Genomic DNA, 14,315 nt, shown 5'->3' with positions numbered 1-14,315 from the left:
TCTAAAGATACATTTTAGGTGGTCTAACATTTTCTTCAATTTTTCTGAAAAATTCATATTTGAATTTCTCATAACGCATACTTCCAATTTTATCTTTAGTGGTAATAATCATACTATCTATCGAGTAGGCTCCACTAGAAGGCAATTCAACAGAGACATGTTCAACAACAATAGCTTTAATAAATGGTACTTGCAGTTCTCTATAGCTAAATATGAGACGACTGTTTCCTTCAATAAGTCTATATTCATTGTGATATTTTTCAACTACTGGTGGGGTAACTAAATATTTAGTACCATCAGCGGTAATAATTGCACACGCCTCGAAATGTTCTATTTTAAACTTGTCAAGTATTCTAATGAATTTAGATATTTGGTTATATTTATATGATTTTACAAATTGAGTCAAAAATTTAACCTTACATATTTCAATATTTTTTAATTGAATATGTACAGAGTTAGACCTATATTGGCGTACATCCTTTAACATTCTGGTTAATTCACCAGTTGGTACTGTTTCTACATAAAACGAGCATGAATTTGTTGCATTTATATCCACAATTTCTTTGAATGCATTCCAGAAACTGTCATGGACGAATTTGTCATGGATCGAGCGATATACCTTACCATATCCGGCAACTTTGCTTTGCTCATTATTATCGTAGTAAGCGATCGATGTGTCAGACTCATGATCTTTCGACTTAAATAGAAAGCAACTGAATGGAATTGATTCAACCTCAAAAAAAGCTACACCTAATTTTTTTAAAAGAACTCTTCTATATTCCTCATGTTCAATTTCGTCAGGATCATCCTTATTTATTTTATTGGTGATGAAAATCACACTTACTTTATTATATATCCAGTCAAGAATTGTTGGGAACAAGGAGTAGACTAATCTTGTATTAGGTAATGAAACTAAAATTTTATCATGATATTGTGGGTCGACCATTACGACGGTGTTTAATATTTGGTCTCGACTGGTTTTTTTCGTAGATTTATATTTATTGGTGATATTTACTGTTTCATAGTCAAAGAAATTTGCCGCAGCTTTTCTTCCAACTTGAATTGTTTCTTCAATTTTTCTATCGGTCAACTCATTGAAAGCAGTTGTTGTGATTGGTAGATCTTTGATTTCAATATGATAAGTATTCGATTGAAATAAATTTTGAATGTGGACGGCGCCATCAATAACTGCACTGGCCATATTTGTTAGATATGACTCGATACATTTAACCTTGTTATATTTATCTGACAAAGTAAAGCATAGTATTTTTTCATAATGTCCTTCCTCATTATTTAATGAAAAAGTTGGAAGGTTACTGACTAATCCACCATCTACATACTTCATGTCAACAGGTTGAAAATAAAATGGGATAGTGCATGAACATCTTACAGCATATGCGACTTTTTCATCAGGTGTATTGGCCGTGCTCCATGTAATTTGATTTTGGTTTTCTACATCAGTTGCTATTACATACAAAGGGAGTTTTAGGTCGCAAAATTTAATTTCCATGCCTCTTTTGTTTAGAAGCTCACCTAAGCGTTCATTGATCCATGATTCAAGTTGACTTGATGAATAGAGTCCTAAATTGAGTATGAAGTTAAAGAGGTTTTTGTATTTCCCTTTAGTGAGGATTTTGCCTGCATGACCTATAGATGTGCCATATTTTTTATACGTTTTATCTACGGGTGCATTGAATTGTGTAAAGTCAGTTGTTATGACCAAGTCATTTAAATAATCAGGAGTTGCTCCGGCTGCTATTAAAGCGGCGAAAATTGAGCCAGCTGATGTACCCGCTAACTCTGAAAAATAAACGCCTCTAGAGCGAGCTTCCTCAAAGGCGCCAATAAATGCAATCGCTTTGCATCCTCCACCTTGAAAAACACCTAGGCTGTTTTTAAAGTGCACAGTTTTTTGGGGGGATTCAGATGCAGAGAGAGTTATTTCCATACGAATGCTCATCTTTTATAACTAATGGACAAAAATAAAGGACATAGTAACACCTGATAATGCTATTTAGCAAAGTAAGTATCGATTATTAGTATGAAACTAATCATAGATCTATATCGAATTTACTCCGTTAGATATGTCAGCCCTGCGGCACCCTGACCCCTTTATCGAGATAGAGGCTACTGTAGTGGGCCCTGTGGGTGACAAACATCACCTGATGGCGGCTGCCGTCGGAGAGGATAATAAAATCCCCCGCCTGAGCGGGGCTCTGCAAGGTGATCTCCTGCTCGGGGGCGGTCAGGCGATCGACATCTTCCTTGAAGGTGAGGGTGTAAGAGTACATATGGCGCTCCACTGCTGGCTCATATCAAACACTCCGTTGAAGGTAGTTGCTGGCATGGGCGCGCGCGGCGCCCGATTGGCGCTGTTAGACCAAATATCAGCGATGAGAACGTACGTGGCTTCAGTCGGGTTGTTCTGCTGAGGTGCGCTTGAGGCGTTTACATCAAGGCCATTGGTATCAAAACGATGGTAAAGGGGCGAAAGGGGGATGAAAAAACCGCCTATTGGCGGTTTTTCTTATGCGATTGGCCCTACTTCAGGGCCTTCTTCAGCTTCTTGATCTTGCCTTCATGCTTGGCAATTTTCTCAAGACGAGCGGCGATCTTCTTCTTGATCTCTTTCTTGCTTGCTTTGGCCATCGGTGGCGCTCCTTTGCAGTGGGGACACATGAGGTGTCAGTGTGGGTCTTCCCTTTGACGTCCCAGAGTGCCACAGGGCTCCTTTGTGAACCAGCACTCAGTTGCTTTAATAGCCAGCTCGCTATAACTGCAAGGGGCTGAGCCAACGCAGCAGTTGCTGGCTTACCTGCGGGCTGCCGAGCAGGGCCATATGGCTGGTGCGATAGACAATCAGGGTATGGGCGGGCAGAAAGGCCAGCTGATGGCGCACCTCGCTGTGCTGGCCGAGGGCGCTGCGTAGCGGCACCAGTCCATCGCCAATCAGCCGGTCGGCCAGCAGGCTGCGCTTGGCGGCAGTGGTCGCGGCGATGGCATAGCAGTTGACGCCGCCGGGCAAGGGGAGTGGCGCGCGTGGGTCCTGTGAGGGGACTGCGGGGTCGGGTGGGGCAACGGCATCGATCACCTTGCCGTGGCGTAAATCCTTGATGCCTGCACTGCGCAGCCGCGCCAGCCTGACGAAGGGTTCGCTGTATGCGGTGGCGGGCAGCAACTGCTCCAGCCAGTGACCGGCATGTTCGAGCGGCGCGCCGTGGTGTGGCGTGCCAATAAAGATCATATTGGCAAGGTGCACAGGCCAGGTGAGCCCGGCCTGGCTGGCATGGTGGCAGGCGCTGCGGGCAACCAGTCCGCCCATGCTGTAGCCCATTATCGTTATCTCTTTTAGCTCTCCCGGCCAGTGGGCGAGCAACTGCTCCAGCAACAGGGCAAGTTGCTGCCCGTTTTGTGAAATGGGCAGGCCCGAGTTGTAGTGCAGGTAAAGAGGCTGATAGCCAAGCGCGTTGGCAAGTTGTTCTCCGTGATTGACCGGCTTGCCTTGGTGTTCGGTCTGCCACTGCAGATCGTTCATGCAGAGGCCATGGATCATCAGCAGCACCCGTCCCTCGCTGGGTAGATCCTCCGGCATTGCTTGCCAATCGAGGGGCTTGCCCTGATAGCGCAGGGTCATGGGGGTGGCGAGGGCATTGTGGTGCTCGACCAGCTTGTCCCCCAATACGCCGTTGAGCGTGGCGATCAGGGCCGCACGTTTCGGGGTTTCGGGGATCTGGTGGGGCGGCGGTGTGGCTGGCAGCCGGCTGAGCAGTTGGTTGACACCACTGCCCAGGGTGTTGGCGGCACCATGTACCCCCTTGTAGACCAGCCCGGTGATCCCGGCTGTTTTTCCCTCATCTCGTCCCTTGAGCCCCATACCGCTCAGTATCGCCTGATGTACCGCTTCGGTAATCTCTACCGCGGCGGGCAGCGCCAGAGTCAGCAGTTGCGCCAGCTCGCGGATATCCGAAAGATGCCAGGAAGAGGATGGCGATGGGTCTGTGGCGTCGGTCATGGCAAGCCCTTGTGAAAGCGGGTATCGCGTTGTCGTGCCGCGAAGAGCGCAGCGTATCTCTATATCAAACCAGCTTGCGCCCTTTGTGGCGGGTTTACCAGTAACGGGCCATGCATGGCGGGGCTGATAAGAACCGCTTGCGAAGCCGGTCACGGTAATGACAGGGAAAATCACCTCTACTTCGTCATATGAAGCCACATGGAGAGGTGATGATGTCGCTGTTTGATGAGGTGCGGGTGCAGGATTTGTGTGCACGGTTGCTCGATAGCCAGAACGGAAAGGGCTGCTCCCTTGAGAGTCGGCATGGCCGCGAGTTGAAGGATCTGTTGCAGGCAGTGGCGGGGATCAAGCCGGTTGGCCGAGGTGCTCATTATGTGTTGACCGACGCGGGGCGGACTTTTCTGACCGGACAACTGGCTCGGGCAGCGCCCCCGGAACAGGACAAGCGTAAGCAGATGCGAAGCCTTGGGATGAGTTTGCCTGCACGGCTCAATCAGGCCTGCTTTTATGCCCTCTGGCATGGGGACAGCAAGCATTCGCGGTCAGCATCCCTTGCCGCGCCACAGCTTGCGGAATTGTCGCTCACGCAGGATGAGGTGATCCGCATCCGTACCCTCGAACCGCTCTCACTGGTCGATCAGCAGGGTCAGCAGCACGATATGACGGCAATGATGGTGCTGCTGGGGGAATTGGCGTTGCCGGAGCGGACTCTGGGCACGCTGACTGCCATCGGCTGGCAAGGGGAGCGGGTCATTACGGTGGAGAATAAGGGGGCCTTTGTCGACTACCCGTTGCAACCCGGGCAACTGCTGCTCTTTGCCCCCGGTCGCAATACTACCCTGGCCAAACAGCTGATCCCGCTGCTGCCTGCGGGCGTGCAGTGGGCCCATTTTGGCGATCTCGATCAACGGGGTATCGATATTGCCATCGAGCTGGCGCGCGAGCTAAATCGACCGGCCATGCTCTGGCTTCCCTGTGAGCTGCAACCTTATCTGGAGCACTATGCCCGCCCTGTTCGCACATTTGCGACGGACTGTGGCAAGGTGCCCTGGCGTGTGACGACGCAGGCTGATCATGTCGATGGCCATGGCACTCCGGCAGGCGTTCCCTGGCTCGATAAACTGATCACAGACGGGACTTGGCTGGAGCAGGAGGTATTGATTCTGGCCCCTCACTGGCGGAGCTGGTCATTGGACGCGATGGGCAATCAGGGGTGAAACGGGGTGCCCGCGCTCCCCGTCATTTCGTGGTCAGCTGCTTACTTGGCGTTGATGGGCCCCTTGGTGCCGGCATCATTATCGACCCAGCCGTCTTCACCCTTGATGCGGCGATCACCCTGAATGGTGTAGATGACCATGCCATCCTTGAACACCAGCGCGCCATCGGATTTCTTGGCATTGACCTTCTTGTCGTTGACCCACACCTGATCCTTGCCATCGATGCGGATATTGGCCACGGTGGCGCCGGTTTGGGGGAAGGTGGCGATCCAGTTGCCCGCATAGGGGCTGGCGCTGGTTGCCGCGGCCGGAGCATTGCCAACACTGGCAGCCGCGTTCTCAGCCTTGGTTTTGTTGATATCGCAGCCATTGAGCTCGCTCACCTGAGTGCAGCCCGAGCGCTCCAGCTTCTGCTCATAGCTCAGATTCAGACCGCCCTCCGCGGCCGGGGCGGCCGCGCCAAATCCCGCCTTGGCATTTTCCGCTTTGGTTTTGTGAATGTCACAGCCTTGCGCCTCGGTGACCTGGGTGCAGCCGGAGTGCTCCAGTTGCTCGGCATATTTGGCGCTGATGGCGTGGGCAGGGGTGATACCGAGCAGGGTCAGGGTGATGAGCAGAGCAGCATTCCTGGACATAGATAATCCCTCAAAGATGTAAGTCATGCAGGTTCATCCGCGCACTTGCGGTCGTGAACGTCGGCCTATCCTGAGCATCCGAGACAGATGCGCAGCTGGCGTATTCACGTTAGCACCTTGGGCCAACCGCGCCCAGCGATGTTGCCGGAAGATAAGGCGAGAGGTGATACGGGAGTGCAGGGGAGGCGAGATGGCCGAGACATTTCTGCAGAAGAGGTCGTAACAAAAGAGCAAGTCGCTGCACAGCATTATCATAATGATAACGACAGCCCCGCTGATATCATTTCAACCCTTGAAACTGACCTTTGATGATAATTCTCACCGATGCCGAGATATCGCCTCTGATTATTATCACTCGGCTATTTTATGGCTTGGCTGATCCGCTCACCTTTTTATTGAATAAACCGCTTAAATAGCCGCTGATTTTGTGGGTGGCATCACACACTTTCGCCATTTATTAATATCTGCCTGCATTTTATTGGTTTGGCACGGTTATTGATTGCCTCATATCGACGCTAACCGACGCGCTCACCCACAACCGGGATGCTGGTGACATCGTGAGTGAAAGGGGAGCTATCCATATCTCATCCAATGATTGGGGCGAACGATGAAAGCAGTTAACGAATTAATCAAAGAGATCAGAGCACTCAAATCCAACCTGCATGAAAAAGATTTTCTGCTGACCTGGGAGCAAACCCCTCAGGAGCTGGAGCTGGTATTGAAACTGGCCGAATCCCTCAAGACCCTGCGCGCCGAAAATATCTGCACCAAACTGTTTAACAGCGGGCTCGGTATCTCGGTTTTCCGCGATAACTCCACCCGAACCCGCTTCTCTTACGCCTCTGCGCTGAACCTGCTCGGTCTGGCCCAGCAGGATCTTGATGAGGGTAAATCCCAGATCGCCCACGGCGAGACCGTCCGTGAAACCGCCAACATGATCTCGTTTTGCGCCGATGCCATCGGCATCCGTGACGACATGTTCCTCGGTGCCGGTAACGCCTATATGCGTGAAGTGGGCGCCGCACTGGATGAAGGATTCGAGAAGGGGGTGTTGCCCCAGCGTCCGGCGCTGGTCAACCTGCAGTGCGACATTGATCACCCGACCCAGTCCATGGCTGATCTCGCCTGGTTGCAGGAGCACTTCGGCAGCCTGGAGAGCCTCAAGGGCAAGAAGATTGCGATGACCTGGGCTTACTCCCCGAGTTACGGCAAGCCGCTCTCCGTGCCGCAGGGCATCATCGGTCTGATGACCCGTTTCGGTATGGACGTGACCCTGGCCCACCCGGAAGGATATGACCTGATCCCTGACGTGATCGAAGTGGCCAAGGAGAATGCCAAGGCCTCCGGCGGCAGCTTCCGTCAGGTCACCTCCATGGAAGAGGCGTTCAAGGATGCCGATATCGTCTATCCCAAGTCCTGGGCCCCCTACAAGGTGATGGAGCAGCGCACCGAGTTGCTGCGTGCCAATGACCACGCTGGCCTCAAGGAGCTGGAGAAACATTGTCTTGAGCAGAACGCCAAGCACAAGGATTGGCACTGCACCGAGGAGATGATGAAGCTTACCAAGGGTGGCGAAGCGCTCTATATGCACTGCCTGCCCGCCGATATTTCCGGCGTCTCCTGCAAAGAGGGCGAAGTAACCGAAGGGGTATTCGAGAAATACCGTATCGCCACTTACAAAGAGGCGAGTTGGAAGCCCTATATTATCGCCGCCATGATCATGGCCCGTAAATTCTCCGCCCCGGCAGAAACCCTGGAAAATCTGATTAAAGAGGCGCAAAAGCGGGTGAAATAAATAACGGCAGGGCAGGGTGAAGATTCATCCTGCCCACACTGTCGAACCCATTATTTTGAGTTTTCTCTCCGTGGTATCTGAATAACGGATCTCCCGGCGAGGCAGCTCTTTGTCAGGTAACGCCTAGTGAGGTAAGCATGTCCCAATTTTCTTTGAAGATGGATATTGCCGATAACCGCTTTTTTACCGCCGAGCCATCTCCGCTGTTTTCTCGCGCCGAAGCACAAAAGGCTCGCGCTTTTCATAAAAAACTGGCCGGTTATGAACCGACCCCATTGTGCGACCTGAAAGATCTGGCTGCCTATATCGGGGTGAAAAATATATTGGTCAAGGACGAGTCAAAGCGCTTTGGCCTCAATGCCTTCAAGATGCTGGGTGGCGTTTATGCCATCGCCAACCTGCTCTGTGAAAAATATGGGGTGGCCATCGAGGATTTCTCCTTCGATCTCATCAAACGCACCATCAAGGAGCCGATGACTTTCGCCACCACCACAGATGGCAATCACGGTCGCGGCGTTGCCTGGGCCGCCAAGCAGGTGGGCCAGCATGCGGTGGTCTACATGCCCAAGGGCTCGGCTCAGGAGCGGGTTGACCACATACTCAACCTCGGTGCCGAGTGCATCGTCACCGACATGAACTACGACGACACCGTGCGCCTGACCATGAAGATGGCCGAAGAGCGCGGTTGGCACATAGTGCAGGACACAGCCTGGGAGGGGTACACCAAGATCCCGACCTGGATCATGCAGGGTTACTCCACCCTGGCCGATGAAGCGGTCGAGCAGATGCAGGGTATGGGCATCAAGCAGCCGACCCACGTGCTGCTGCAGGCCGGGGTCGGGGCGCTGGCGGGCGGGGTGCTCGGTTATCTGGTGGACTGCTTCGGCGCGAAAAACCTGCACAGTATCGTGGTCGAGCCGGATCAGGCCGACTGCATCTACCGCTCCGGCGTGGCGGGGGAGATGGTCAACGTGGGGGGCGATATGCGCACCATCATGGCCGGTCTCGCCTGTGGTGAACCCAATCCGCTCGGCTGGCCGCTGCTCAGAAGCTGCACCACCCAGTTTATCTCCTGCCACGACAAGGTGTCGGCATTGGGCATGCGGGTGCTGGGCAACCCTCTTGGCAATGACCCCCGCATCATCTCCGGTGAGTCCGGCTCGGTTGGTACCGGCGTGCTGGCGGCAGTGCGCCACCACCCGGATCGCGCGGCGCTGATGGAACGTCTGGGGCTGGATAGCAACTCGGTCGTGCTGATCATCAACACCGAAGGGGACACCGATGTGAAGCATTACCGGGAAGTGGTGTGGGAAGGCAAGCATCCTGCCTGCGACTAACTCTCCCGCCAGAGCAGAGACACGAATTGAAGCATTGATCGCGCCTCGCCAACGGGGCGCGGTAACGGGCACAGGGCGCTGCCGACGAACAGGCCGCGCACTCTCAGTTGTTATGGAGAATCACAATGAGCAAGCAAATTCCGTTTGAAATGGTGTTGGAGAAGGCCTACCAGTACAAGGTCGAGATGAGTCAGTTCCTGCGCGACATGATCGCCATCCCGAGCGAGAGCTGCGATGAAGAGCGCGTCGTGCTGCGCATCAAACAGGAGATGGAGAAGGTTGGTTTTGACAAGGTCGAGATCGATCCCATGGGCAACGTGCTGGGCTATATCGGCCACGGCCCGCACCTGATCGCCATGGATGCCCACATCGATACCGTGGGCGTCGGCAACATGGCCAACTGGAAGTTCGACCCCTATGAGGGGATGGAAGATCACGAGATCATCGGTGGTCGCGGCGCCTCCGATCAGGAAGGTGGCATGGCCTCCATGGTCTATGCGGGCAAGATCATCAAGGATCTGGGGCTGGAAGATCAGTACACCCTGTTGGTGACCGGTACCGTGCAGGAGGAGGATTGCGATGGCCTCTGCTGGCAGTACATCATCGAGCAGAGCAAGATCCGCCCCGAGTTTGTGGTCAGTACCGAGCCCACCGACTGCCAGATCTACCGTGGCCAGCGTGGCCGCATGGAGATCCGTGTGGAAGTGCAGGGGGTGAGCTGCCACGGCTCCGCGCCGGAGCGCGGTGACAACGCCATCTTCAAGATGGGCCCGATCCTCGGCGAGCTGCAGGAGCTGAGCCAAAACCTTGGCAACGATGACTTCCTCGGCAAGGGCACCCTGACCGTCTCCGAGATCTTCTTCACTTCGCCAAGCCGCTGCGCCGTGGCGGATAGCTGCGCCGTCTCCATCGACCGTCGTCTGACCTGGGGCGAGACCTGGCAAGGTGCGCTGGATGAGATCCGCGCCCTGCCAGCGGTACAAGCCGCCGGTGCCGAGGTCTCCATGTACCAGTACGACCGTCCGGCCTATACCGGTCTGGTCTATCCGACCGAGTGCTACTTCCCGACCTGGAAGGTGGAAGAGGATCACATCACCGTCAAAACCCTCTCCAAGGCTTATCGCGAGCTGTTCAACAAGGAGCCGGTGGTAGACAAGTGGACCTTCTCGACCAACGGGGTCTCCATCATGGGGCGCCACGGTATTCCGGTCATCGGTTTTGGCCCGGGTAAAGAGCCGGAAGCCCACGCGCCGAACGAGAAGACCTGGAAAGAGCATCTGGTCAAGTGCGCCGCCATGTACGCCGTGATCCCCATGCTCTATCTGGCCGAGCTGGACAAGTAAGGGGGCTGCCGGGTGGTGACTGCCATCGCCGCCCGGCTGTCGCAAGTGTGGCAAGTGCCCCGTCTGTGTTGAGGCGGGGTTTTGCTGTTTGAAGTGATGTTCGAGGTGGTGGGGATGAAACGGCTGATCAAAAACGGTGTGTTGGTCGATGCGCAGGGTGAATATCGTCAGGATCTGCTGATCGAAAACGGGGTGATCCGCGCCCGTGCCGCCGATATCCAGCCCGATGGCGAAACCGAGGTGATCGATGCCAGCGGCTGCTATGTGATGCCGGGTGGCATCGATGTCCACACCCACTTCAACATCGATGTCGGGATTGCCCGCAGTTGCGATGATTTTTTCAGCGGTACCCGTGCCGCCGCCTGTGGTGGCACCACCACCATCATCGACCACATGGGATTTGGCCCGGCTGGGTGCAATCTGCATCACCAGCTGGCCCGCTATCACGATTACGCCGCCGATCAGGCGGTGATCGACTACAGCTTTCACGGCGTGATCCAGCATGTGGATGACGCCATCCTTAATGAGATGGCCGCCATGGTGCAGGAGGAGGGGATCAGCAGCTTCAAGCTCTATCTCACCTACCAGTACAAGCTGGGGGACCATGATGTGCTGCGTGCCTTGGCCCGCCTCAAAGAGGTGGGGGCGCTTGCCACCGTCCATCCCGAGAATGATGCCGCCATCGCGGCGCGCCGGGCGGCCCTATTGGCCGCCGGTCACCATGAGCCCTGGTATCACCCGCAAAGTCGCCCGCTGGAGTGCGAGGCGGAGGCGATCGCCCGGATGATCAACCTGGCGGGGCTCGCGGGCAATGCCCCGCTCTATATCGTTCACCTCTCCAACGGACTGGGGCTGGAGTATCTGAAATTGGCGCGCCGTCAGGGGCAACCGGTCTGGGTGGAGACCTGCCCGCAATATCTGCTTTTGGATGATTCCTGCTACTACCGGGAGAACGGAGTCGACTATCTGCTCAGCCCGCCGCTGCGCTCGCGCCGCGAGCAGGACAAGCTGTGGGTCGGTATCGCTGCTGGCGACATCGACACGGTGGCGACCGATCACTGCAACTTCTCCCACGCCCAGCGCATGACCCTCCCGGGCGGCGATTTCAGCTGCTGTCCCAACGGCTTGCCGGGCGTCGAGAACCGGATGCTGCTGCTGTTTGCCCACGGGGTATTGGGCGGGCGCATCTCGCCGTCCCGCTTTGTGGCCCTCACCAGCGCCAACCCGGCGCGCCTGTTTGGCCTCTGGCCGCGCAAGGGCAACTTGCAAGTGGGGTCTGATGCCGATCTAGTGATCATGGATCCCCGTGGTGACATCCTGATTTCCCATCAACAGTTGCACGACAACGGCGACTACAGCCCATACGAGGGGATGCGCTGTCCCGGCCAGATCAGGATGACCCTCAGTCGCGGCGAGATAGTCGCTCGCGACGGCGAGTTTCTGGGGCGGCGTGGTCACGGCCGTTTTTTGGCCAGAGCGCCCTTTGATCCGGCGTTGGCGCCGGATCTGCACTCGCCTTGTCCCGCGGCTGCAGGCTGACAATCCGTTCGAAACACGCAGAGCAGCAAGGTTATGTGAACAACGAAAGGTGGGCCGGTATTGCGCCGGCTTGTCCCATCACTGGAGATAACAAGATGAAACAGAGAATCGTACTGGCCCTTGGTGGCAATGCGCTGGGCAACAACCTGCCCGAGCAGATGAAGGCGGTGCAGAGCACTGCGGGCACCATTGCCGACCTGATCGCCCAGGGGCATGAGGTGGTGGTGACCCACGGCAACGGCCCGCAGGTGGGGATGATCCAGCAGGCGTTCGAGGTGGCGGCCCGCCATGACCTCAAGGCGCCCCATCTGCCCATGTCGGTTTGCGTGGCCCTGAGTCAGGGTTATATCGGCTATGACCTGCAAAATGCCCTGCGCGAAGCCCTGCTGGAACGCGGCATCCACAAGCCGGTCGCCACTCTGGTGACCCAGGTTGAGGTGGATAAAAACGATCCCGCCTTCCTCGACCCGAGCAAACCCATCGGCGGTTTCTTCAGCAAGGAGGAGGCCGAAGCATTGATGGCCAAGGGCGAGCGGCTCAAAGAGGATGCCGGTCGTGGCTATCGCCGGGTGGTCGCATCCCCCAAACCCGTCGACATCATCGAGAAAGAGACTGTCTCTGCCATGCTGGCCGCCGGTCAGGTGGTGATCACCGTCGGTGGCGGCGGCATCCCTGTGCTGCGGGAGGGCAATCACCTGCGCGGAGCCAGCGCGGTGATCGACAAGGATTGGGCCAGTGCCAAGCTGGCGGAGCTTATCGACGCCGACATGCTGATCATCCTTACCGCGGTAGAGAAAGTGGCCATCAACTTCGGCAAGCCCGATGTGCAGTGGCTCGATCAGCTGAGCGTGGCCGATGCCAACAGCTTTATCGCCCAAGGGCAGTTTGCCAAAGGATCCATGTTGCCCAAGGTGGAGGCGGCGCTCTCGTTTGCCACATCTCTGCCGGGGCGAAAATCCCTGGTCACCTTGCTGGAGAAGGCCGCCGAGGGGATCGCTGGCAAGACCGGTACCGTGATCAGCCTGTAATCATGCGTATTGACCCGCAGGGGCATCCGGCCCCCTGATAGAGTGTGGAGCCTTGGCTCCACACTCAGTTTTATTGGGATGGCTGTGACGGATCATCACTGTCGATCGTGTTCTGCAGGCCAGATGAACCGCTTTGTGGGAGTGGCAATGGGGCTAGTTGGAGTGGCAGCCGGTTTTTGTGGATGGCAGAAACCTGTAGAGGCCGATACCGGCGAGCAAACCAATCATCGCCAGCAGCAGCCAGATGACTGTGGCGGGGCGGCTGCCCGCATCCCCCAACATAAAACCGATGAGCAGGTTGCCAAAGAGCGCCATGCAGCCGCCAGCGCTGGCATAGAAGCCGTAGTAGCTGCCGAGCTGCTCGGGAGGGGCGTATCGGGGTAGTTGGGCGGCAAAGAGCGGGAAGCAGAGAATGGAGCCCAAGGAAAGCAGGGCTACCTGCGTCAACACGCCTGCCGTCGGCCAAGGTGCCAGCAGCGGTAGAGCCAGGTAGCTCAAGCCCATCATCCCGATACCCAACCCCATGGCGAGCGGCACTCCCAGGCGCCTCTCTACCAGACGGGAGGCTGGTAGCTGGAGCAGGACGCCGATCACCGCCGAGAGGGTAAAGACGCCGCCGAGCAGGTGGGTGGCATCCGGCAGACTCTGGATATGGGCGGGCAGGGCGAGATAGAGCTGGTGGAACAGGATCTGGTAGCTGCCCGCCAGCAGGGTAAACACGATAAATGGGCGCTGGCGCACTATCTCTCTCCATTGGCGCAAAATGGCGCCACGCGGACTCTGGTGGCTCACCGGGCGTTTGGGCAGCACCCGGTATTGCAGCACGCCGAGCAGGGCGAACAGACTCGCCGCCAACAAGCCGGTCAGGGTATAGCTCTGCTGGGTCAGTGTCAGTCCAACCAGGGGCCCGAGCAGCATGCCCGCCTCGCTGGCGAGATTGTGCAGGGCAAAGGCGCGCTGACGCTGGCTCGGGTTGTGGCATTCGCTGGCAAGATACGCCTGGGCGCAAGGGGTGAACAGGGCCCCCGCAAAGCCGGTGAGGGCGGCGGCCAGCAGCAGGATGGGCAGGGACTCGGCCCAGCCGAGCAACACGAAGCCTATGGAGCGCACCAGGCAGCCCCAGACGATGGCGGGGTGATAGCCGATGCGATCCCCAAGGGTGCCCCCCAAGAGAAAGAGCCCCTGCTGGCTGAAGACCCGCATCCCCATGACCAGGCCACAGGCCCAACCGGCGAGACCCAGCCCGCTACCCATGTGCTGGGCGAGGAAGGGCATCATCATGTAGAAGCCGAGGTTGAAGGCCAGCCCGTTGGTGATAAGCAGGCGGGCAGCCGGGCTCATGCCCTGCCAGTCCCGCCAGTAGGAGGCGCTGTTCATCTTCGCCACCCGCTAGCGTGTCGGGAGGGGGC

Annotated in this window: 11 protein-coding genes; 6 read left to right on the top strand and 5 right to left on the bottom strand. The window is 56.1% G+C overall.

Annotated elements, in window-relative coordinates:
* Window position 1 precedes the first annotated feature (1 nt).
* The 3 genes from AB5Y71_RS11990 to AB5Y71_RS11980 form a co-directional block, all read right to left on the bottom strand.
* Window positions 2-1,948 carry a patatin-like phospholipase family protein gene (locus AB5Y71_RS11990; protein ID WP_368171667.1) on the bottom strand — a complete coding sequence of 649 codons (1,947 nt, stop codon included), beginning with the start codon at window positions 1,946-1,948 and terminating at the stop codon, window positions 2-4.
* Window positions 1,949-2,087: 139 nt separating this feature from the next.
* Window positions 2,088-2,291, bottom strand: a complete 204-nt coding sequence (locus tag AB5Y71_RS11985) for a hypothetical protein (RefSeq protein WP_335856855.1) — start codon at window positions 2,289-2,291, stop codon at window positions 2,088-2,090.
* Between the two features lie 479 nt (window positions 2,292-2,770).
* Window positions 2,771-4,012 (bottom strand): lipase family alpha/beta hydrolase, encoded by a 1,242-nt coding sequence (locus AB5Y71_RS11980; RefSeq protein ID WP_368171666.1) that lies wholly within the window; start codon window positions 4,010-4,012, stop codon window positions 2,771-2,773.
* Between the two features lie 212 nt (window positions 4,013-4,224).
* Here AB5Y71_RS11980 and AB5Y71_RS11975 point away from each other — a divergent pair, with 212 nt between their 5' ends.
* Window positions 4,225-5,229 carry a Wadjet anti-phage system protein JetD domain-containing protein gene (locus tag AB5Y71_RS11975; protein ID WP_368171703.1) on the top strand — a complete coding sequence of 335 codons (1,005 nt, stop codon included), beginning with the start codon at window positions 4,225-4,227 and terminating at the stop codon, window positions 5,227-5,229.
* Window positions 5,230-5,270: 41 nt separating this feature from the next.
* Here AB5Y71_RS11975 and AB5Y71_RS11970 read toward each other — a convergent pair whose 3' ends face one another.
* Window positions 5,271-5,864: a hypothetical protein gene (locus AB5Y71_RS11970; RefSeq protein ID WP_368171665.1), complete on the bottom strand. Its 594-nt coding sequence runs from the start codon at window positions 5,862-5,864 to the stop codon at window positions 5,271-5,273.
* Window positions 5,865-6,471: 607 nt separating this feature from the next.
* Between AB5Y71_RS11970 and ygeW the strand changes: the two genes are divergently transcribed.
* From ygeW to arcC, 5 genes are all read left to right on the top strand, one after another.
* Window positions 6,472-7,659, top strand: coding sequence for a knotted carbamoyltransferase YgeW (ygeW, locus tag AB5Y71_RS11965; protein ID WP_005336811.1), 1,188 nt, complete (start codon window positions 6,472-6,474; stop codon window positions 7,657-7,659).
* Window positions 7,660-7,796: 137 nt separating this feature from the next.
* The gene (dpaL, locus tag AB5Y71_RS11960; protein WP_368171664.1) at window positions 7,797-8,996 is read left to right on the top strand and encodes a diaminopropionate ammonia-lyase; all 1,200 of its coding nucleotides are present in this window, start codon (window positions 7,797-7,799) and stop codon (window positions 8,994-8,996) included.
* A 125-nt stretch (window positions 8,997-9,121) separates the two neighbouring features.
* Complete coding sequence (locus AB5Y71_RS11955) at window positions 9,122-10,339, top strand: YgeY family selenium metabolism-linked hydrolase (RefSeq protein WP_368171663.1); 1,218 nt, start codon at window positions 9,122-9,124, stop codon at window positions 10,337-10,339.
* A gap of 114 nt (window positions 10,340-10,453) precedes the next feature.
* Window positions 10,454-11,878, top strand: coding sequence for a dihydropyrimidinase (gene hydA, locus AB5Y71_RS11950; protein WP_368171702.1), 1,425 nt, complete (start codon window positions 10,454-10,456; stop codon window positions 11,876-11,878).
* Between the two features lie 95 nt (window positions 11,879-11,973).
* Window positions 11,974-12,906: a carbamate kinase gene (arcC, locus tag AB5Y71_RS11945; RefSeq protein WP_368171662.1), complete on the top strand. Its 933-nt coding sequence runs from the start codon at window positions 11,974-11,976 to the stop codon at window positions 12,904-12,906.
* 153 nt (window positions 12,907-13,059) lie between these two features.
* Here the strand turns inward: arcC and AB5Y71_RS11940 are convergent, their stop codons facing one another.
* A complete protein-coding gene (locus AB5Y71_RS11940; RefSeq protein WP_257696228.1) occupies window positions 13,060-14,283 on the bottom strand; it encodes an MFS transporter in 1,224 nt (407 codons plus the stop codon).
* Between the last annotated feature and the right edge of the window lie 32 nt (window positions 14,284-14,315).

It is taken from the genome of Aeromonas sp. R9-2 (assembly GCF_040908025.1).
Classification (GTDB): domain Bacteria; phylum Pseudomonadota; class Gammaproteobacteria; order Enterobacterales; family Aeromonadaceae; genus Aeromonas; species Aeromonas veronii.
Note: the sequence above shows the minus strand (reverse complement) of the source record. Positions and strands in the feature narration are given on the sequence as shown.

Excerpts from the sequence above, each read along its gene's own strand:
- AB5Y71_RS11975 (WP_368171703.1), top strand. The coding sequence starts at position 4,225 with ATGTCGCTGTTTGATGAGGTGCGGGTGCAGGATTTGTGTGCACGGTTG.
- AB5Y71_RS11985 (WP_335856855.1), bottom strand. The coding sequence starts at position 2,291 with ATGTACTCTTACACCCTCACCTTCAAGGAAGATGTCGATCGCCTGACC.
- arcC (WP_368171662.1), top strand. The coding sequence starts at position 11,974 with ATGAAACAGAGAATCGTACTGGCCCTTGGTGGCAATGCGCTGGGCAAC.
- hydA (WP_368171702.1), top strand. The coding sequence starts at position 10,454 with ATGAAACGGCTGATCAAAAACGGTGTGTTGGTCGATGCGCAGGGTGAA.
- AB5Y71_RS11940 (WP_257696228.1), bottom strand. The coding sequence starts at position 14,283 with ATGAACAGCGCCTCCTACTGGCGGGACTGGCAGGGCATGAGCCCGGCT.
- AB5Y71_RS11955 (WP_368171663.1), top strand. The coding sequence starts at position 9,122 with ATGAGCAAGCAAATTCCGTTTGAAATGGTGTTGGAGAAGGCCTACCAG.
- AB5Y71_RS11990 (WP_368171667.1), bottom strand. The coding sequence starts at position 1,948 with ATGGAAATAACTCTCTCTGCATCTGAATCCCCCCAAAAAACTGTGCAC.
- ygeW (WP_005336811.1), top strand. The coding sequence starts at position 6,472 with ATGAAAGCAGTTAACGAATTAATCAAAGAGATCAGAGCACTCAAATCC.
- dpaL (WP_368171664.1), top strand. The coding sequence starts at position 7,797 with ATGTCCCAATTTTCTTTGAAGATGGATATTGCCGATAACCGCTTTTTT.
- AB5Y71_RS11980 (WP_368171666.1), bottom strand. The coding sequence starts at position 4,012 with ATGACCGACGCCACAGACCCATCGCCATCCTCTTCCTGGCATCTTTCG.
- AB5Y71_RS11970 (WP_368171665.1), bottom strand. The coding sequence starts at position 5,864 with ATGTCCAGGAATGCTGCTCTGCTCATCACCCTGACCCTGCTCGGTATC.